Here is an 18,739-nt window from a genome sequence, read left to right as displayed (position 1 = left end):
ACGACGCCCCTCCGGGGGGTGGCTGCGCCACCCGCGCAACCCCGATGCTGCGCATCGGGGTTGACGCTCCGTCCGCTGCGCTCCCGGAGCGGCGGGACTTCGTCCCGCTGTCAGGCTTCCGCTGCGCTCCAGTCTGAGGGTCGGGTCCGCTGCGCTTCCCCGACTGACGCTCCTTCCGGCTGCGCCTCCAAGACCGTTGGGGCCCGCTTCGCGGGCTGGGCTGGCTGCGAGAGTGGGGGGCGTTCGTGTCGGGTGCTGGCATAGTGGCTTCCTCCAGATTGATGCACATGTAGTCTTGGCGGAAACACGGGACACCCCTCAACTACCCGATGCGGGTCCAGATGCCCGCGCTTCCGAAAAGGGAAAACGCATGTGGAGTGCTCAGGACGTGGCGCGGGATCAGGTCCGGCGTCAGGCGAGTGGCCTGGACGTCGCCGCCGTTGCGGAAAAGGTCGCGGAGGCCGCTGTCCGTGAGCGGGAGACCGCGGAGCAGTTGAGGGGGAACGGTTCCTTCTACGCGTTCGAGATGGATCGGGAGCGGTTGGCTGTCATCTGGCTGGCCCAGCACGCTGAGTGGCGGCGCGTCAGGGACTTGATGACTGCAGCCGGTTGGAGCGTGTACGAGCCGGAACAAGATGCTCAAGGCTCGGTGTGGGCCCGCGAGCGTGAGGAACGGCTTGCTGGTGCTCTTGCGGCACAGGCCGCCTTGGGGGAACGGCGGGGGGAGGAAGCCGATGAGCTGCGGGCGGAGGTCCGGCTGTCCGCCGCGTCCAGTCGGCTGGTCCAGGTGGTGGCCGGCCGGACGGGGCTGCGCCCCTCTGAGGTCCTGGCCCAGCTTGCCGAGCGGATCGTCGTGGGCGAGGACGGCACGGTGTCCGTCCCGCCCTTCACGCCGTCCTGGTGATTTTTGAAGCGAATGGAAAAGAAGGCAGGGGAGGAGTGTGGGAATGCTGGGTATTCGGCTTCGGGAACACCAGGTCGATCAGAAGTCGGCGTTTCGGAGGTGGGTGGGATTTCCTGCACGGTCATCTGTGCCGCCGGAGGGGGCCCGGGGCACGATCGTGTCCGCGACCGGATCGGGCAAGACGATCACCGCCGCCGCGTGCGCGCTGGAGTGCTTCCCGGGCGGGCGGATCCTGGTGACCGTTCCGACCCTGGACCTGCTCGCACAGACCGCTCAGGCGTGGCGGCTGGTGGGCCACCGGGCGCCGATGGTGGCGGTGTGCTCGCTGGAGAAGGACGAGGTCCTGGAGCGGCTCGGGGTGCGCACCACCACCAACGCGATCCAGCTCGCCCTGTGGGCCGGGTCGGGGCCGGTGGTCGTGTTCGCCACGTACGCCTCTCTCGTAGATCGCGAGGACCCAGAGGACCCCTTGGGCCGGCGGAAGGTGCGCGGGCCGCTGGAGGCCGCTCTGGCGGGCGGGGAGCGGCTGTACGGGCAGCAAATGAGCGGTTTCGACCTCGCCATCGTGGACGAAGCCCACTCAACCGCAGGTGATCTTGGCAGGCCCTGGGCCGCGATCCACGACAACGCCCGCATCCCGGCCGACTTCCGGCTGTATCTGACCGCGACCCCGCGCATCCTCGCGGCGCCCCGGCCCCAGCGCGGGAAGGACGGCCAGGAGGTGGAGCTCGCGTCGATGGGGCAGGACTCGGAAACCTACGGGCCGTGGCTGGCCGAGCTCGGCCTGTCGGAGGCGATCGAACGGGGCATCCTCGCCGGATTCGAGATCGACGTCCTGGAGATCCGCGACCCCTCCCCCGTCCCCGGGGAAACGGAGGAGGCGCAGCGGGGCCGGCGCCTCGCCTTGCTGCAGACCGCACTGTTGGAGCACGCGGCCGCGTACAACCTCCATACGGTCATGACGTTCCACCAGAAGGTGGAGGAGGCCGCCGCGTTCGCGGACAAGCTGCCGCAGACAGCTGCGGAGCTGTACGTCAGTGACGCCTCCGGCGACGACCTGGCGGCCGCGGACCGGCTCCCCGCGTCGTCGATCGGCGCGGACTTCTACGAACTGGAGGCCGGCCGCCACGTCCCCCCGGACCGCGTCTGGTCGGCATGGCTGTGCGGCGACCACCTCGTGGCCGAGCGGCGCGAGGTGATCCGGCAGTTCGCCAACGGTATCGACGCTGCGGGTCGGCGGGTGCACCGGGCGTTCCTGGCGAGCTGCCGTGTCCTCGGGGAAGGCGTGGACATCACCGGCGAACGCGGCGTGGAAGCCGTGTGCTTCGCCGACACCCGCGGCTCCCAGGTGGAGATCGTGCAGAACATCGGCCGCGCGCTGCGGCTCAACCGGGACGGCACCACGAAGGTCGCCAGGATCATCGTGCCCGTCTTTCTCGAGCCCGGCGAGGACCCGACCGACATGGTCGCCTCCGCCTCGTTCCGCCCCCTTGTGGCGGTCCTCCAGGGCCTGCGCTCGCACGATGAGCGCCTGGTGGAACAGCTCGCCTCCCGCGCCCTCACCAGCGGACAGCGCACCGTGCACGTCCGACGCGATGAGGACGGGCGGATCATCGGCGCCGGCGGCGAGGATGGCAGCGAGGACCAGGAGCAGGACGACACCGACAGTGCGGTCGAGTCGGCGCTGCTGCGCTTCTCTTCTCCCCGGGACGCGGCGACCATCGCCGCGTTCCTGCGCACACGGGTGTACCGGCCCGAGTCCCTGGTGTGGCTGGAGGGCTACCAAGCCCTGCTGCGCTGGCGGGCGGAGAACGAGATCACCGGCCTGCACGCTGTCCCCTATGACGTTGAGACCGAGGTCGGCGTCACGAAGGACTTCCCGCTGGGCAGGTGGGTGCACCAGCAGCGCAAAGCCCTGCGGGCCGGCGAGCTGGAGGACCGGCGCAAGACCCTGCTCGACCTGCCGGAGGCCGGCATGGTCTGGGAGCCGGGCGAAGAGGCTTGGGAGAACAAGCTCGCCGTCTTCCGGTCCTACCGGCGCGCCACCGGGCACCTCGCACCCCGCCAGAACGCCGTCTGGGACGACCCCGCCGGCGGCCAGCCCGTGCCCATCGGGCAGCACATCGCCAACCTCCGCCGCAAGGGCGGCCTCGGGAAGGACCCGGAGCGGGCCGCGGTACGCGCGCAGCAGCTGGCGGCGATCGACCCGGACTGGGACTGCCCCTGGCCACTGGACTGGCAACGCCACCACCGCGTGCTCGCGGACCTGGTCGACGCTGACGGCAGCCTGCCGACCATCGAGCCGGGCGTGCTGTTCGAGGGCGACGACCTGGGCAAGTGGCTTCAACGGCAGAAGCAGCCCGGCACCTGGAAGCAGCTGGCCGACGAGCAGCAGGAACGGCTGTCGAAGCTGGGCGTACAGCCCGACCAAGCACCGCCTCCCGCCCCGGCGGCCGCCCGCACGGCGAAGAACCCGAGCAAGGCACAGCAGGCGTTCCAGCGGGGCCTGACAGTCCTCACACAGTGGGTCGAACGGGAAGGCCACCGGCCGGTACCAAGAGGGCACAGCGAACAGATCACGCTCGACGGCGAGACGGAGCCGGCGACCGTGAAACTGGGCGTATGGGTCTCCAACACCAAGCAGCGGCGGGAGAAGCTCACGGCGGAGCAGCTCGGCGCACTGGCGGAGTTGGGGGTGGGGTGGGCGTAGCCGGTGGCAGCGGGCCCTGTCGTCGGTACCCTCCCCGGGCTCTGTAGCCGACGCTGGCCGGTGCTGTCCTGCCTCTGCCCGACCCTGCCGACACCCGGCGCTGCTCCTCCTGATCCACGCTCCGAGCACACCAACCACCCACCGGCTAGCGGATAAGAACTCACAAAACTGAGACAGCGTCACCCGTCATGGGATAACACCACCACGACAGCGATGCCCCACGGATCTCTCACGTCCAGGACAGTAACCCCACGCCCCGAAACCACTACCGAACAGCAACAACACACCCAGGTCCGCTGTCTCTCATCCCACTGTCCCGAAACCGAGAGATCGCACATGGGTGACGGTCGGTCTACGCAACGATCGCCGGATGAAGCGCTCAGTCACACCGGTCCTCGCCCCGGTTCCCGGCGGTGCGGCTCCGGAGTAGGCGCCCGCCGCCGGTCGCCGAGCAGGCCTCCGGCGTAGCGGCTTCCGTCAGTGCTGTCCGGGCCCAGTCTGTGGAGGCACCTGGGAAGGCCACGGGTTGGGTGGAGCAGCGGGGGCAGGGGGTGTTTGCCCTGACCCGAAGGGCGCTGAGCCGAAGGGCGCTGAGCCGAAGGGCGCTGAGCCGAAGGGCGCCGCACCAAGGGGCGTTGGTGCGAACGAGGCCGGGACGGCTGACGGCGAAGCCTCGACCGAGCGTCCCTTGCGGGCCCCCACCACGACGGAAACACCCGCGATCTCTAGAGCGATCCCGGCCATACCGAGGAGGATCGGAGTGTGCAGGCCGTCCTCGGTGCCGCAGATCTGCACCGGTTCCTGTCCTATTTTCGTGGCCCGGCACTGCCACCCTGTGGCGTCGTCCATGTCCCATAGGGCGGCATAGGCGAGTAGGGCAAAGCCGGAGAGCATCAGGGCGATCTGCAAGGTGCGGGCTATCGGTGACATGGTCAGTCACCATAGCGGTCAGGGTGCGCTCTTCGGGCACTGTCACGTTGGCTGGCCGGGTGGGATGATCTTCGGGTTGATCATGGTGGAGGGGGTGGCCCGTGGGTGTGAGTAGCCGCCTCCGCGACAGCCGGCTAACCCGATGGCGACCGGACGGCAGCAGCCACCTGGTCACCTCACGACAGCAGACCGCCCCGCATACACGCCCTGCCACCAGGCAGCCAGCGCTCCACGCTGCTGACGCTCACCTGCTGCTATCAGCACACCCACTCACACTGCCATAGCGCGCCCCGGCCCACCATCGCCCGCGCACCGCCGGACATCCCGGCGGTGGGATTCCCTGGCGCTGCCCGGTGGCCTGGTCGTGGTCGGCGGCAGGGCGGGATCGGCCGCCCCGGGAGCATCGCGGCGGTGAGGAGGCTGTGTCGTGGCGGGCGCGCACCGGTGCCGTGGGGCCGGGACCGAGTGCGCACCGCCCTGACCCGGTCTGCGCCCGCTCGGTGCGCCCCGTGTATCTGCCGGCCGGCCTCGCCGGGCCGTCGGTTCGGTGCGGAGGCGACAGGGCTCCGGAAGGGGCACGCGCAGGAGGATTCGGTTTCTGAAAAAGGAGGGGAAGGCTCTTCAAGATCAGGGATAATTCACGTCCGTTGCGTGCTTGGACCGGCTCGGAGGGACGGATGGGAATCCTGGTGAAGAAGATCGCCCTATTCGGTCCCCCTGCGAGCGGGAAAACGACGATCGCGAAGAAACTGTCCGATTCGCTGGGTCTCCCCCATACCGACCTGGACGAGATCCTGTTCACCGGCGACGGGGCTCTCCCGCTCGATGAATTCCGCGGTGAGGCCGACCGGATCACGCGCGGGGAATCATGGGTCGTCGAAGGGAATTACTCGAAACTGGCGGACGTGGTCTGGCACCGGGCCGATGTGCTGGTCTGGCTCGACCTCTCGCTGCTCCTGGTCGTGCGTCGGATCGTCTACCGGAGCCTGTGCCAGCTCGTCGGCCTGGACACGAGCGCGCAGGCCCGGCGGCTCACCTGGAACCGCGCGTTCTTCGGCCGGCGTTCCTTGCTGCGCACCGCCATCCGCAAGTACCGCAACAACCGCCCCCGTTACGCCCGGCAGGTCGCCGAGACGGCCGCTCTGGGCGTCCACGTCGTGCGGCTCCGCAGCGGACGTCAGGCAAACGCGTGGCTCACCCGGCAGCTCACCGGACGGTGACCCGGACACTGCACAGCCCGCTCGAGGCCGTCTCTGTTCTCCCTCATCCACACCCCGAGCACACCAATCACTCGCCGGCCAGCGGATCAGAACTCACGGAACTGAGACAGCATCACCCCTCACGCAATAACGCCCCCACGACAGCGATACCCACGGATCTCTCACCCTCATGACAGTGGCCCCACGCCCCTAAACCGCCACCGACCAGCATCAACACACCCAGACCCCACTGTCCCGAAACCGAGAGATCGCATTCAGGCCCCAGGTTCTCCCTACGCGCAGGGGACGTACGCCGCAGTGCAGATCCCGAGCCGTGGTCACCGTGCGCGGAACCTGTCACCTCCGATACCGCTGCGCCACTGCCGCGAAGGCGGCCTTGGGTTCCCATTCCAGGTCGGGGTAGGTCTGCCCCCGGCGCCCTTCGAGAAGTTTGACGATGCCCAGGCCGGCCCGGTCCAAGTCATCCCTGGGGTCGCCGTCCGGGCGGTGCGGGTAGCCAGGCAAGGCGAACAAGAACACGAACGCGCTGTCCACGCCCTCGGTCTCGAAGATCTCCAGCAGTTCGCTCAGATATGCGGCCTGGCCGGCCTCGTCACGCTCGTATATGCCGGTCAGCCGCACAGGGGCCCTGGTCTGTGGGTCGTACTCGACCACTTCCAGCACCCGCCCACCGCGGTCTCCCGCGCCGCGGTAGGCCGCGGTGCCGAACCCGGTGATGGCGAGCGGCTTCGGGCCCTGGGCCAGGGTGCGCACCGCGTCCCGGAACCGGTCGGCGACCTCGGCGGAGCGGATCAGCTCGAACGTCACGATGTCGAAGGGAGTCCAGTCGACCTGCTCGAACTGGATGGATGCGTAGGTGAGCCTGCCCTGGAAGCGCTCGCGGACCGTGGCCGCGGCGTCGCAAAGGAACGCGTTGATGCGCACGCCGAGCTCGCGCATCGCTTCGGCCCGCCGCTCGGGTCGGCTCATCAGCTGCTCGACCCGCTCCTCGGGGCTCCGTCCGGGCAGGAACCCGCGGTTCATCACGCTCAGCTCGACCCCTGCGACGAACACGACTGGGGCCCCCTGCTGCCGGAGCCGTTCCGCTCGCTCGGCGCAGTCGCGGAAGAGCGTGAGGATCTGCTCCGGATCCAGCTCCAGCGGATAGGGCGAGAACCAGACCTCCAGGCCGAGCTCGGCGGCAACACCGGCGGCCAGCTCCAGTCGGTCCGGGTCACCACCGATGATCTGGACCGCGTTGCAGTGCAGGTCGTCGCGGATGATGGCGAGCTCACGCCGGACCACCGCAGGGTCGAAGTGCTCGCGGGATATCTGACCGTGCACGACGAATCCGGTGTCGTAGGTCATTCCTCTTGCTCGCACGGTGCCGTCCTCTCTGTCGGTCTCGGGCGGGTCGAGACTGACAGGGAAAGTGCGTGCACGCAATTTTGCGTGCACGCAGCCCTGTGTGGAACGCTGACACCGTGACGACACCACCAGGGCTGCGGGAGCGGAAGAAGCAGGCCACGCGCGAGGCGCTGCGCGAGGCGGCCCTGCGCCTGGCCGTGGAGCGCGGACCGGATCAGGTGCGGGTCGAGGACATCGCCGAGGCGGCCGGGGTCTCGCCGCGCACCTACAACAACTACTTCGCCAGCCGCGAGCAGGCGATCGTCTCCGCTGTCACCGCGGACCGGGAGGCGCGGATCGCGGCGGCGGTCGCGGCCCGGCCCGCAGGAGTGCGCCTGGCTGACGCCGTCACCGAAGCAGTGGTCGAGCAGTACACGAACACCGGTGAACGCGAACACGAGGCGCTGCTGCTGATCACCAGCCGGCCCGCGCTGCGCGACGCGTTCCTCGATACCACCGCCGGCATCGAGCCCCCTCTCACCGCGGTGCTCGCCGAACGCCTGGATGACGCCGGAGCGCACACAGCCCGCGTTCTCGCGGCAAGCGTGGCCGCGGCGGTTCGCATCGCGCTGGAAGGCTGGCTCCGGCCGGCCGGGAACGCGGGGGCCGCCGGGAGTTTCGGCGCCGGAGGACTGGTCGTGCCCTCCGGCTCACTGCCCGACCAACTCCGCGCGGCACTGGCCCCGCTCGCACCCGCGTTCGACGCCGCCGAGCGACGCGCCCAGCCGTGAAGGCAACCCAACTGATCCGGAACATACCGATGCACTCGGCCGTCACCATCCGGGTCAGCCGGTTCAACGTAGATGACGCTGCGTCAGGTAGCGATGTACGACTGGAGTACTAGGTGTCAAGTTCCATGTAGAGGGCGTCGGGTTCCTTGGCGATCACAGGGGTAGGTATATCTGCGGCCGAGCGGGCCGAGACGGGGATGCCGATTCTGGTCAGCCATTGCCCGATCAGTGGAGCCTCTTCCTCAAAATTTTTGAAAGCGTAGGACATCAGGGTGTCAGTAAGAGTCCGGCTATCCGGCTCCATGCTGCCTTCGCTGTCCAGAAGAACAACCGGCGGCGGCCAGGCCTCGCCCGGATACAGCCAGTATCCGTACACCAGGTCAAGCCCCCAATCAACTCCGGCAACCGGCAGAATATGGCTCAACACCCCGCGCATGGCCGGGTAATCTGCGTTCCGTTCCTCGTCGAAGTAAGAATACGCCTGATGTGGAGCATCGGGTTTCCAGTTACCTGGTCCGATGATCGTTACACCCAGGTACTCCAGTGGGTCAGCGCAGCCTGCGCCGTCGAGTTCCGCGGGGCGGGCCGACTCAATATCCTTGAGCTCGGTGTCATGCTTTTCCCGGGCCGCCTGAATGGCGGACATGCGGAGAAACTCCGGGGGCACTTCGCGGTCCCCTAGCCACCTTGCCGCCCATATCCTTGTTTCTTCGGTAGTCATTTCGATGTTCCTTCCGGTGGGATCTCTTACCTTCGTGTCAGTGCGCAACCTGCGCGTATACCGCCCGGTGAACAGTACTGACGTTCCTGATCTCTCGTCTCATGACAGGGGCGAAACCGGGTGTGTCAATTTAACGGCCCTGTCTCCCATCCGGTGGTGACAGAACGTCATCGCTAATGCGCCTGGTCCGAGCTCCAAGGCGAGCAGTCGCAGACGCGCCATCGAGCGGGACAGGAGCGGTACCGACGGTCGTGTCCCCCGTGCTGACCTGAGAGTCTTACTACCGGCCACGGAAACTACTTACCGTAACCACCGGATATGAGACAGGGCCGTTAAATTGACACACACCCCCGTGTGGGAGAGGTCGCCGGAGGCGTAGGCGTTCCAGTAGTGCTGGAAGCGTCCTTCGGGTCCGCCGTCCTGTCAGGCGGGGTCGTTTCCGATGCTTGCCACGCCGACGAAGAGGTCAACGTCGCGGAAGACCTCGCTGAGGACCAGGTCGGGGATCTGTTCCAGGGGGAGCGGTTCGACGTGTTCGGGGTGCATTGCATAGGCGCCGCCGCTGGCATGGGCGTAGTTCGGTGGCGCGTCGAGGGGGTAGAAGCGGACCTGGTCGGTGCGGATGGTCAGGAAGCTTCCCGATTCTCCGATGTCGCCGTCGATGCCTTCGACCCAGTATTCGCCGCGTAGTCCCCATGCGGGCAGCTCGATGGTGGCGGGAGGGTAGTCGTCGTCGACGCTCATGCGGAGCTTGTTGCGCCAGCTTCGCGTGGCGGCGAGGGCGTTGAACTGGTGCTGGCGCAGGATGTGGGCGGCGAACCGGTTGGAGTAGTTGCGTGTCTGCCGCTCGGCGTCGGTGAGGCGGTACACCTCGCGGTGTGCCTGCTTGAAGGGCTGAGTGATGCCGTGCTGTTGCAGCCAGGCCTGCCCTGCGACGACGTCGTCGGCGTCGTGGGTGATGGGGTGCCACAGTTCAACATGTGTGTCTGGTGCGGCCTGGGGCAAGTTGTTGTCGAGGGTGCGCCATTGGCCGTCGGCGTATCCGCAGAGTTGGCCGTCGATGTTCCACAGCAGGCGCCGGGTGAGGGTGCCGAGCAGTGGGTGGTTGGCGTAGCGGTCGCGCCATGTGGCCAGGGTCCATGTGCGGCGTGAGAGGAAGAGGCGTTCCAGCCGGCTGGTCTGAGCGGCCAGCATTCTGTCGATGTCTTTGGCTGATGCTTTGAGCGCTTTGACGTCGTCGGCGTGGTCACGCCGTACCGTAGCCGGCACGGTCTTCGTAGTCCGGCCGGTCTTGTTGCGCCACGCCAGGGAGGCTTTGCCGTCGGACACTGAGATGAGGGCGGTGGTGTCGCCCAGAGTGTGTTCGCCGTGGCCAACGCTGGTGAGCCCGTAGCTGGGAAGGGCGAGTTCCTCGATCTCCTCCCGGGTTGTGCCCATGGCCTTGGCTCGGGATTCCAGGGCCGTGTTGACGAGTTTCAGCGTGGCCTTGGAAGTCAGACGCGCAGAAAGCCGCGCCAGTTCACTCAAGGATGCCTCTCCTTCGAGTGCGGAAAGGGTGTGGATGGCGGCATTCGCCACCTTGGTGTGCCGTGCTCCCAGCCCTGGGATCTTGCGCAGGCAGAACTCCACCAGGTGGCCCAGGACCCGTGCGGAATCGGCGCTCTCCGGGATGAGCGCGAGCAGCCAGACCATGCCTTGCACGGCCACCGCGTTGTACGGATCAAGCATGCCGGGGAAGGTGTGCTTGTTGTCGTAGACAAGCGGAACCGAGCGCGGCTGGTCGACCAGGCCAAGCCAGGAGACGACCGTGGCCCGCACCGTCTCCGGACCGATCTCGTCAATGCCGGCCTGGGCCTTTTTGTTCCAGTCAGCGGTCGGTCGTACGGCGGTCGCCGTCAGCGCATGCTGAAGCAGCAGCGGCCACCTCTCGTGCAGACCGGGAAGCTCGGCGAGTACCCGGTCAGCCCAAGCCTCCCCCGGGTTAAGGACTAGATGATTGACCTGGTCCTGGCTCAGGCTCGCGATTCCTTGCGACTTCCAGCCATCGGGGCGAAGAGTGCGGCGAAGTGTTGCAGTGAACGAAATGGAAGGCATCGCGCCTGCCGCCAGCTCGCGATCCTTCTCGACAATCCGCCAGAGCTCATATTCATGGGGAGTGTCCAGCACGAAATTCCGGCCAATTTCATCTATTTCCTGCAGACGTCCTGCCAGAGACCGGCAGCTCGGAAGACCGCTGATCAGCAGTTCCTTCAGCTGCAGCATACGGCCCCACAGTGAATGCTTGTGCCCCTGGCAGTCCAGCTCGGACCAGCCGTAGCGGACCCACTGCTGCATCACCGTGGCCCGATAAAGATGGACCATGTCATTGGCCAGTTTCGCGGCGTTAAAATCCGACAACGAAAGCAGCACCTCGGCAAGCTGCCGGGGGGCGTCAAGCCCTCCATGAACCGCAGCATCCATCAGTTCCTGTGCCAGGCGGTACGTATTCTCCTCGACAGCCAACCCAGAAATCACTTCCAGCCTGTCCGGGACCTGCGGTGCAGCCATCAGTCACCCGCCAGAGGAACAAGCTGCAGGAACGTAATCTCCGAATCCGGCGACACGACCAATCCCTCGTTCAGGTCCTCAACCTGACGATCACCCACCGGGACAACGAACCCCTGCCACCTGAAAGTCTCCAGCGTCAACTCGAAAGCATATTGCGGATCCCCAGACCCCTCGGTGCCTGACTGCCGCGCACTTTCCCCTACGCCGGTAAGCACACTCGCGCCATACTGACGGACTTCCTCGAATACCCTGCGCCGGAGAACCTCCCCCAGCGTTAGCCGTTCCCGAGCATGCGTCAGCGCACGCCCACACGGCTCCCCACTATCGGTAAAAGCCGTCCTATTCATCATGGCGGAGACTATAAACCCCGCCTCTGACAACAGCCGACCTCGATTCGTCAGCGGGTGTCGATCGCTGATCGACTCGACGGTTCGCCCCGTTTGTCCCGCGTGATCGCGGGTGGGGCCGTCGCGTGACGCTGCGGCTGAGCCGGGGTTCCACGTCTCCCGGGGTGGTGCTTGACTGCTCCGTTCTGCTCTTCGTCGGGGCGGGGACCGACCGTCAGGTGACGGCCGGGAGGTTGGTGAGCCGGTGTCAGCAGGTGGTGAACGCACTCGCCCAGGGCCAGGAGGGCCCGGTGTTGTCGAACCTTCTCGTGGGCAAAGCCAGGACGGACAGCACGGTGTGACGGGCCCTTCGTCACGCGCAGGCTCGCGAAAGGAAAGCGGGGCTGCGGCCTTGTTCTCGCTCGCCGGCCGGTCAGCGCTCCAGGTCCCCGCGCATCTCGACGAAGAGCTTTCCCGCTTCGGCGAGCGTGCTGTCCTCGAAAAGCGCGACGGCTGCCGTGCCCTCGTCGGCCCACCCGCAGATGACGTGGCCCTCCTCGCTCAGCGAGGCGAGCAGGCACTCCACCGAGCCGCCGAGCGGTCCGGGCTCCACCGGCTGCGCCTCGGGCTGCCCCAGTTCCGGGTCCCACCGGATGTACTCGATCATGCCCCGGAACAGGTGCTCACGGCGCTTGCCGGTGTCCTCGGGTACGTGGTCGACGCCCTCGAACAGCACCGGCGCACCCTGCCCGCCCGGGTCCCCGTAGTTGCCGATGACCAGCGTCATGCCGTCCCGCATCTCGCCCGGGTCGACCGGGGCGTCCGTCAGGGCCCGGTCCCCCGTCAGCTTGTCCAGGCCGCCCGCGCGGGGAGCGTCCACCAGGGTGCGCGGACCGCTTTGCTCCGCCGAAGGCGTCGGCGACGCGGATTCGGAGACCCGCCCGCTCGGAGAGGCGTCGGGGTCGGGGAGGCCCGTGGCGTCCTCCCGGCAGCCGCTGACCGTCAGCATCGCCACCACCGCCACGGCCGTCAGGCCCGTTCTTGCCGCAGATGCGCGCTTCATCAGATCCCCCCGTTGTTGCTTCACTCATGGTGCCCCCCGCCGCTTCGAGGGGCGGTCGTGATCAGTGACGAGTCGTTCCGGCCGGATGGTTCCCGCCGCCGGGCACGAGGACCCGCCGCATGCAACGCCTGAGGGCACCGTCACGTCGCCTGACCGGGTGGAGTGGTCTTCTGGTTGGTCATGCCGGGGAAAGGTCGTCCGGGCGTTATCACGTTATTGGGTGCGTGGCTGTCTGATGGCGCGTTGGGGCGTGGTGGGCCCGCAGCCCGGGCCTGGGGTCAGGCCGTGGTGGGCAGGTTGGCAGCGCCGGTGATCTGGTCCCAGATCGCGAAGCGGATGGTCATCTCGGCGCGGTGGTCCAAGGTGGTCATCAGGTGGCGGTGGGGCCGGAAGTGCGGTGAGATGCCGCTGAACGCGGACAGGAACCGCTGCGCTGCGCCGAGGGCTTGGAAAGAAAAGACACGTTGCTTTGCAGTTTCCGCTTCGTTGACGCGCTATGCGCATGCCGGCTGGAGGGCGGCGAGGATCCGTTGTCGGATGGCCAGGGTCTGCCGGGCCGGCAGTGGACGCAAGAGTGCCGAGGACCTGGACCCGCTGCTCGTTCCGTCCGGGCCGGCGCTGGTCGAGCCGGACAAGCGAAGAGATCCGATGTCGCCGCTGCGCTGGACGACAAGTCGCTGCGGCACTTGGCGAGGAACTCACCGGGCAGGGGCATCCCGTGTCGGCGCCCACCGCAGGTCGGCTGCTACAGGAGAACTGCTACCGCCTCCAGGTTAAAGAATCACCATGTTGATTCTTTACAAGCCCTCGGCGGGGCGCAGCGGTTTCTGTCCGCGTTCAGCGGCATCTCCCCCCACTTCCGGCCACGCCGCCACCGGATGACTGCCGCTCACTATCGCGCCGAGATGACCACCCGCTTCGCCATCTGGGACCAGGTCACCAGCGCCGCCGACCAGCCCGCTGAGGCCTGAGTACCGGCCTGAAACCCGGCCCCCACCACGCCCCGACGCGCCGTCAGAGACCCAGGCACCCAACAACGTGACAGCGCCCTCAGTAGCTCAAGCCCCACCCCGACAGCGCGCGGCAGCACTGGCATCGCTCATTTCACGAACTTCTCGCTGCGCCACTCCGCCGTGTGCATCAACTCGCCCATTTGCTCGTCACTCCAGTGAGAGCGTTCCGCTCGCAAGGCGATGACGACGCCATCTTTGAAGCTCACCAGGAGTTGATCGGTTGTGCTGGCAAGGCGGAACCAGTCGGACTTTCCCTCGCGGCTGTCCACTACTTGCGCTTTGCAGCCCTGGAGGTGGTCCCGATAAGCAGCCTCGATCGAGTGGTACTTCTCAGCGGGGGACGGGGCCAGCACCACCTCATGGATCGTCTGGCCCTCCACGGTGAGGGTGACATCACCCCGAGCACGAACACCGGCGCCCGCCAGCTCCCGGTCGGCGGACGCCTCTGACGTAGTCCAAGGGAAGTTCGCCGGCTCGCAGGAGTTGGCCGGAGCTTTGGCAGTCTTCGAGCCGGAGGTGCACGCCTTTGCGTCCAGTTCGACGAACATCGTCGTCTCCCGCGCTGAACCGAAGTGTGGCCAGACGTCCGTGATCTGGAGCATCCCGGCCTGGTAGTAGAGCTCGACACGTGAGCAGGGAGCAGGGGAGGAGGAGGGCACTGCGTCTGCCGAGGTCTTCTGTCCGGTTGGCTGACTGCCCCCGCAACCGGTGAGAAGCAAGGCCAAGCCAAGAACGGCTACCCCCTTCCCGAAACCCGGGCGGGTGGTGCAGGCGGTCGGCCTTCGCTGTATGCCTCTACTGAGCGTCATCACAGTCCTCTCTCGGTACCTCCTTATTTACCTGATCAAGAAACGGCTTCGGGATGTGGGGTGTCTCGTAAGCGCTGGCCATATTGATCCGAAACGGTTCAGGTTCTGGGTCGTTGGTGGGGTGTGAGCGATCTGGTGAGGGACGCGCGGCATCTGTCGCCGTCGAACCGGAAAGCGGTGTGGCAGAGGCGACCGAGGAGTTCCTCTCCGCGGATCCGGATCACGAGGAGATTACGGAGGCGCTGGCCTACCTGGCAGAGCTGGCTGCAGTGGGAGATGGGGTGGCCGATCGCGCGCGGCAGTGCCGCCGACTGATCGTGGAGCATGCCTCGGAGTGAGCCGGTAGTCGGCGTACCGGTCAACGTCACGCGTGTTCAGGCGCGTGCCAGGCCTACGGGGATGCTTCACCTGTAGGCGCATTGGCCGGGTGGGCGGCACGGCGCGGTAACGATCGGGAGCCAGCGGGCAGGACACTCTACAAGGCACCTCGGCAGTCTCATCCTGCAAGGAGAACCTGCACGTCACAGGCTCGGTCAAGGGGTGCCGGCCGCGCCGACTACTTTCCTCGGAGACCCCTTTGGGCGGTACCGGCCCGGTTCCGCCGGGCCTCCGGCGCCCTGCTCCGGTCCGGGCAGCGCCGCCGCCCGGACCACCGCCTGGTGCCCAACGGAGTTCACCGCCTCGCATGCACCCGACCCGCGCGCCCGGGGCCCGCCGCCCACGGCGATCCCGGTGAGGAAGAACAACGCGCGCCGGGCGAGAATCCGGCATGATCGACCGCCGCCCGCTGGGCACCGGACCGACCCGCACCACCACCGAAGCGGAGCTGCCGCCCGCGCCACGCGCCCCACTCGCCGCTGAACGCCTGCCCGCCACCCCGGCCGCCGGCGACCCGATGCCCACGCGCCCGGCCACCGGTCGCCGCGCCCTGGGCGCCGGCCCCGGCGGTGATCCGCGGCCACCCACAGCCGAATGCACAGCTGCGCAGCCTCCCCCGGTCTGAGGGCGCAGCCCGGCTCTACAGGTCGAACTCCAGGTGCTCGACGTCGGTGAACTCCACCTCCAGGCCATGGGCGCGGCGGCCCCCGTCGCGGAAGTAGACCTCGCCGAGGGCCTCTGCGGCAAGGTCGCGCAGCTGCTGTTCGCCGGCGCCGGCGTCCTGGGCGGCGAAGAGGCGGGCCGCGTGGTGCGGGGGCAGGGCGAGGGTGAGGCGGCGGAGGCGGGCGTCGTCGGTGGTGCCGGGCGCGGCGGTGAAGCCGAACCGGGCCCGGGTGTCGATGACGATGCCGCCGGTGGTGGCTGCCTGCTTGCGGGCCTGGGCGCGGACGCGGGGCTGCCACCGGGCGCGGACCGCGTCCTGAAGGCGCCGGGCGAGGTCCGGGCGGGGCCGGCGGATCTGGTCCTTGACGTAGCGCTCCACGGTGCGCTGGGTGACGCCGAGCAGGTCGGCGACGGCGCGGGTGCCCTTGAGCTGCTTGACCAGGTAACGCATCTGCGCGCCGGCCGACTTCGGTATGGGGCGGGTGAACGCCTGCTGCACGGCGCGGTTGAGGCCGTCTCCGACAATGCCCATCGGGGGCCTCTTTTCCATGATCGGCTGTGGGGCCGCGGTGCGGCGTCTACAGCCAGACCGGGGCAGGTGCCCGGCGCGGGGCGGAACGGGCCGCACGGCGGCGTCCGGGGCACACCGCGGAACAGCGGCCGCGCTGGCGCAGCTGGGCACGGAATGGGCATGGGCAGATCGCGTACCGCATGACAACAGGGGCGCATCCGTCACCGGACGCGCCCCGACCACCGTGCGGGTGCGGTCTGTTGCGCTTGGCTGACAAACGGCAGGCCCGGATCGGACACTGATGACCTGTGTCTGAGGCGAGAAGCTTCGGGCGGGTGTGCGGCCTGGCTCGGGGACGAGGCAGGCGAAGTGACGGGGGTGCGGGAATGGCGGGGTCGGGGAATCGGGGTCTGTCGCGGGGTGCGCTGATCCGGCAGCGTGCGAAGGCGCGGTTTGTGGGCCGGCGGGCGCAGTTGGCGCTGTTCACGGAGAACCTGTCGAGGGATCCGCTGTCGGAGGAGGATCCGGCGGAGTTTTTGTTCCATGTGCGGGGTGTGGGTGGGGTGGGGAAGTCCACGCTGCTGCGGCAGTGGCAGGAGGCGGCCCGGCGGGCGGATGCGGTGACGGCGGTGGTGGACGAGAACGACGTCCACGGGGTGCAGCAGGCGCTGGTCGAGCTGGCGAGGCAGCTGGCGGAGCAGGCCGGTCCGTGCAAGGAGTTCGACAGGGCGGTCGAGCAGTTCCACCGGGAGCAGGCGGCGCAGGGGGAGCCGGTGCCGGTGGAGGACCAGGCGTCGGTGTCGAGCCGGGTGGTGACGCAGGCCGCGTTGGGGGCGGCGTCGCTGCTTCCGGGGGCCGGTGTCCTCACGGCGATGGCGGATCCGGACGTGGCGGCCCAGGGGCTGGACCGGCTGCGGTCGGCGTCCCAGGCGCGTGCCCGGCGGCGCGGGGCCGGGGGTGATGAGGCGGGGGTGAGCCGGGCTTTCGTCGCCGAACTGGAGCGGTTGTGCCGGCGCCATCAATGGGTGGTGCTGTTCTTCGACACGTGGGAGCAGACGGCTCGGTACCTGGACGGGTGGCTGCTGCGTCTGCTGGCGGAGGAGTTCGGTGCGGTGCCGGCGAACGTCATGGTGGTGTTGGCCGGCCGGGACGAACTCGCCGAGCGGGAGTGGGCGCCGCTGCGGGCGCAGGTCGCGGACGTGCCGTTGGAGGTCTTCACCGCGGCCGAGACGCGGGCGCTGCTGACCGCGCGGGGCGTGAGTGATCCAGGGGTGGTGGAGGCGGTGCTGCGGCTGTCGATGGGGCTGCCGCTGCTGGTGGAGCTCCTCGCCCTGGCCCGCCCCCACACCGTGGAGGAGGTGGACGCGGGCGGCGACCTCGCGGACGTGGCGGTGGAGCGGTTCGTGCAGTGGATCACGGACCCGGAGCAGCGTGAGGCGGTGCGGGCGTGTGCGCTGCCGCTGCAGCTGAACGAGGACGTGTTCGCCGCCGCGGCCGGGCCTGGGGCGGAGGGGTGGTGGGAGTGGCTGTGCGGGCAGCCGTTCGTCGGCGGCCGCGGCGGCTTCAAGCACTACCACGCGGTGGTGCGCGCCAGCCTGGTTAGGCAGCAGCGCACCCACTCCCCGCAGAGCTGGGCCGCGGCACATCTGCGGTTGGCAAACACGCATGCCGCCTGGCGTATCGCGGTCGAGGAACAGCTCCCCGAGGCCAAGCGGTGGAAAGACGCTGCGTGGCGCCGGCATCGTCTGGATGAGACGTACCACCGGCTGTGCGCGCATCCGGCAACGCAGCTGACGCCCGCTCTGGAACAGGTGGTGCATGCCGCGGGCCAGGACACCGCGGTGCTGCGACAGTGGGTCGAGGCCCTGGAACAGGCCGCCCAGGACACCGCGGACGCCGCTCTGCTCGCCTGGTCCATACGCCTGCGGGACGCTCTCGCCGGTGACGAACCCGTCCTTGCCTGCCTCGCTGGTCTGCTGGCCCACGGCCCACTCGGCACGGCGGCCCGAAGCTGGGCCCACACCTACCGCGGCCGGCGCCTCTACCTCTCCGACCGGGACGAGGAGGCCCTCATCGAGTTGGACCGCGCCCTCGCGCACGACGCCCGCAACGCCCATGCCCGGGCCCGTCGCGGGGAAACCCACCGCTGGCTCGGCCACCACGAGCAGGCCGTCACCGACCTCACCACCGCACTCGAACTCGACCCCACACTCGCCTGGGCCCTCGCCTCCCGCGGCCAGGCACACCAACAGGCCGGCCACTACGACCAAGCCGTCACCGACCTGACCGCCGCACTCGACATCGATCCCACCTACGCCTGGGCCCTCGGCTACCGCGGCCAGGCACACCAACAGGCCGGCCACTACGACCAAGCCGTCACCGACCTGACCGCCGCACTCGACATCGATCCCACATTCACCTGGGCCCTCGGCTACCGCGGTCACGCACACCAGCAGGCCGGCCACTACGACCAAGCCGTCACCGACTTCACCGCCGCACTCGAACTCGACCCCAGCGACGCCTGGGTCCTCGGCTCCCGCGGCCAGGCACACCGCCAGGCCGGCCACTACGACCAGGCCGTCACCGACCTCACCGCCGCACTCGAACTCGACTCCACACTCACCTGGGCCCTCGCCGACCGGGGAGAAGCACACCGCCAGGCCAGCCACTACGACCAGGCCGTCGCCGACCTGACCGCCGCACTCGACATCGATCCCACCTACGCCTGGGCCCTCGGCTCCCGCGGCCAGGCACACCGCCAGGCCGGCCACTACGACCAGGCCGTCACCGACCTCACCGCCGCACTCGAACTCGACTCCACACTCAC

13 protein-coding genes and 3 pseudogenes are annotated in these 18,739 nt (G+C 68.5%); 9 read left to right on the top strand and 7 right to left on the bottom strand.

The annotated features are described in order from the left end of the window. Positions 1–370: 370 nt before the first annotated feature. The 3 genes from AB0I73_RS33250 (at position 371) to AB0I73_RS33240 (ending at position 5,764) form a co-directional block, all read left to right on the top strand. Positions 371–904: a hypothetical protein gene (locus AB0I73_RS33250; protein WP_363043682.1), complete on the top strand. Its 534-nt coding sequence runs from the start codon at positions 371–373 to the stop codon at positions 902–904. Positions 905–947: 43 nt separating this feature from the next. Further along, positions 948–3,614 (top strand): Helicase associated domain protein, encoded by a 2,667-nt coding sequence (locus AB0I73_RS33245; protein WP_363043680.1) that lies wholly within the window; start codon positions 948–950, stop codon positions 3,612–3,614. Between the two features lie 1,607 nt (positions 3,615–5,221). Further along, positions 5,222–5,764: an adenylate kinase gene (locus AB0I73_RS33240; RefSeq protein WP_363043678.1), complete on the top strand. Its 543-nt coding sequence runs from the start codon at positions 5,222–5,224 to the stop codon at positions 5,762–5,764. Positions 5,765–6,100: 336 nt separating this feature from the next. On the opposite strand, the gene AB0I73_RS33235 is transcribed toward AB0I73_RS33240, so the two are convergent. Then, complete coding sequence (locus AB0I73_RS33235; protein ID WP_363043690.1) at positions 6,101–7,111, bottom strand: hypothetical protein; 1,011 nt, start codon at positions 7,109–7,111, stop codon at positions 6,101–6,103. A 116-nt stretch (positions 7,112–7,227) separates the two neighbouring features. On the opposite strand from AB0I73_RS33235, the gene AB0I73_RS33230 reads away from it, so the two are divergent. After that, a complete protein-coding gene (locus tag AB0I73_RS33230) occupies positions 7,228–7,881 on the top strand; it encodes a helix-turn-helix domain-containing protein (RefSeq protein ID WP_363043676.1) in 654 nt (217 codons plus the stop codon). Positions 7,882–7,990: 109 nt separating this feature from the next. On the opposite strand, the gene AB0I73_RS33225 is transcribed toward AB0I73_RS33230, so the two are convergent. The 4 genes and pseudogenes from AB0I73_RS33225 to AB0I73_RS33210 all read right to left on the bottom strand — a co-directional run. After that, a complete protein-coding gene (locus tag AB0I73_RS33225; protein ID WP_363043674.1) occupies positions 7,991–8,602 on the bottom strand; it encodes a hypothetical protein in 612 nt (203 codons plus the stop codon). 423 nt (positions 8,603–9,025) lie between these two features. Then, entirely contained in the window at positions 9,026–11,149 is a 2,124-nt protein-coding gene (locus AB0I73_RS33220; RefSeq protein ID WP_363043672.1) for a DUF4132 domain-containing protein, read from the bottom strand. Between the two features lie 759 nt (positions 11,150–11,908). Next, complete coding sequence (locus AB0I73_RS33215; protein WP_363043670.1) at positions 11,909–12,538, bottom strand: hypothetical protein; 630 nt, start codon at positions 12,536–12,538, stop codon at positions 11,909–11,911. A gap of 278 nt (positions 12,539–12,816) precedes the next feature. After that, positions 12,817–12,990: pseudogene (locus tag AB0I73_RS33210) on the bottom strand (IS6 family transposase); the annotation flags it as partial. A gap of 57 nt (positions 12,991–13,047) precedes the next feature. Here AB0I73_RS33210 and AB0I73_RS33205 point away from each other — a divergent pair. Together AB0I73_RS33205 and AB0I73_RS33200 are read left to right on the top strand one after the other, a co-directional pair. Then, positions 13,048–13,310, top strand: a pseudogene (locus tag AB0I73_RS33205) (ISAzo13 family transposase); the annotation flags it as partial. A gap of 28 nt (positions 13,311–13,338) precedes the next feature. Further along, positions 13,339–13,509: pseudogene (locus AB0I73_RS33200) on the top strand (IS6 family transposase); the annotation flags it as partial. Positions 13,510–13,637: 128 nt separating this feature from the next. On the opposite strand, the gene AB0I73_RS33195 reads toward AB0I73_RS33200, so the two are convergent. Further along, entirely contained in the window at positions 13,638–14,099 is a 462-nt protein-coding gene (locus AB0I73_RS33195; protein ID WP_363043668.1) for a hypothetical protein, read from the bottom strand. A gap of 440 nt (positions 14,100–14,539) precedes the next feature. Here AB0I73_RS33195 and AB0I73_RS33190 point away from each other — a divergent pair, with 440 nt between their 5' ends. Both AB0I73_RS33190 and AB0I73_RS33185 read left to right on the top strand, forming a co-directional pair. Beyond that, positions 14,540–14,698, top strand: a complete 159-nt coding sequence (locus AB0I73_RS33190; RefSeq protein WP_363043666.1) for a hypothetical protein — start codon at positions 14,540–14,542, stop codon at positions 14,696–14,698. 431 nt (positions 14,699–15,129) lie between these two features. Continuing rightward, on the top strand, positions 15,130–15,363 hold the full coding sequence (locus tag AB0I73_RS33185; RefSeq protein WP_363043664.1) for a hypothetical protein: 234 nt from the start codon (positions 15,130–15,132) through the stop codon (positions 15,361–15,363). Positions 15,364–15,378: 15 nt separating this feature from the next. On the opposite strand, the gene AB0I73_RS33180 is transcribed toward AB0I73_RS33185, so the two are convergent. Next, positions 15,379–15,933: an XRE family transcriptional regulator gene (locus AB0I73_RS33180; protein ID WP_363043662.1), complete on the bottom strand. Its 555-nt coding sequence runs from the start codon at positions 15,931–15,933 to the stop codon at positions 15,379–15,381. A 542-nt stretch (positions 15,934–16,475) separates the two neighbouring features. On the opposite strand from AB0I73_RS33180, the gene AB0I73_RS33175 reads away from it, so the two are divergent. Next, a partial coding sequence (locus AB0I73_RS33175; protein ID WP_363043688.1) for a tetratricopeptide repeat protein occupies positions 16,476–18,739 on the top strand: 2,264 nt, incomplete at its 3' end.

The sequence above is a fragment of the Streptomyces sp. NPDC050388 genome, from assembly GCF_040655635.1.
Taxonomy (GTDB): domain Bacteria; phylum Actinomycetota; class Actinomycetes; order Streptomycetales; family Streptomycetaceae; genus Streptomyces.
Note: the sequence above shows the minus strand (reverse complement) of the source record. Positions and strands in the feature narration are given on the sequence as shown.

Bases quoted from the DNA above. Each gene is read 5' to 3' on its own strand.
- AB0I73_RS33250 (WP_363043682.1), top strand. From the start codon at position 371: ATGTGGAGTGCTCAGGACGTGGCGCGGGATCAGGTCCGGCGTCAGGCG.
- AB0I73_RS33245 (WP_363043680.1), top strand. From the start codon at position 948: ATGCTGGGTATTCGGCTTCGGGAACACCAGGTCGATCAGAAGTCGGCG.
- AB0I73_RS33240 (WP_363043678.1), top strand. From the start codon at position 5,222: ATGGGAATCCTGGTGAAGAAGATCGCCCTATTCGGTCCCCCTGCGAGC.
- AB0I73_RS33235 (WP_363043690.1), bottom strand. From the start codon at position 7,111: ATGACCTACGACACCGGATTCGTCGTGCACGGTCAGATATCCCGCGAG.
- AB0I73_RS33225 (WP_363043674.1), bottom strand. From the start codon at position 8,602: ATGACTACCGAAGAAACAAGGATATGGGCGGCAAGGTGGCTAGGGGAC.
- AB0I73_RS33220 (WP_363043672.1), bottom strand. From the start codon at position 11,149: ATGGCTGCACCGCAGGTCCCGGACAGGCTGGAAGTGATTTCTGGGTTG.
- AB0I73_RS33215 (WP_363043670.1), bottom strand. From the start codon at position 12,538: ATGAAGCGCGCATCTGCGGCAAGAACGGGCCTGACGGCCGTGGCGGTG.
- AB0I73_RS33195 (WP_363043668.1), bottom strand. From the start codon at position 14,099: ATGTTCGTCGAACTGGACGCAAAGGCGTGCACCTCCGGCTCGAAGACT.
- AB0I73_RS33185 (WP_363043664.1), top strand. From the start codon at position 15,130: ATGATCGACCGCCGCCCGCTGGGCACCGGACCGACCCGCACCACCACC.
- AB0I73_RS33180 (WP_363043662.1), bottom strand. From the start codon at position 15,933: ATGGGCATTGTCGGAGACGGCCTCAACCGCGCCGTGCAGCAGGCGTTC.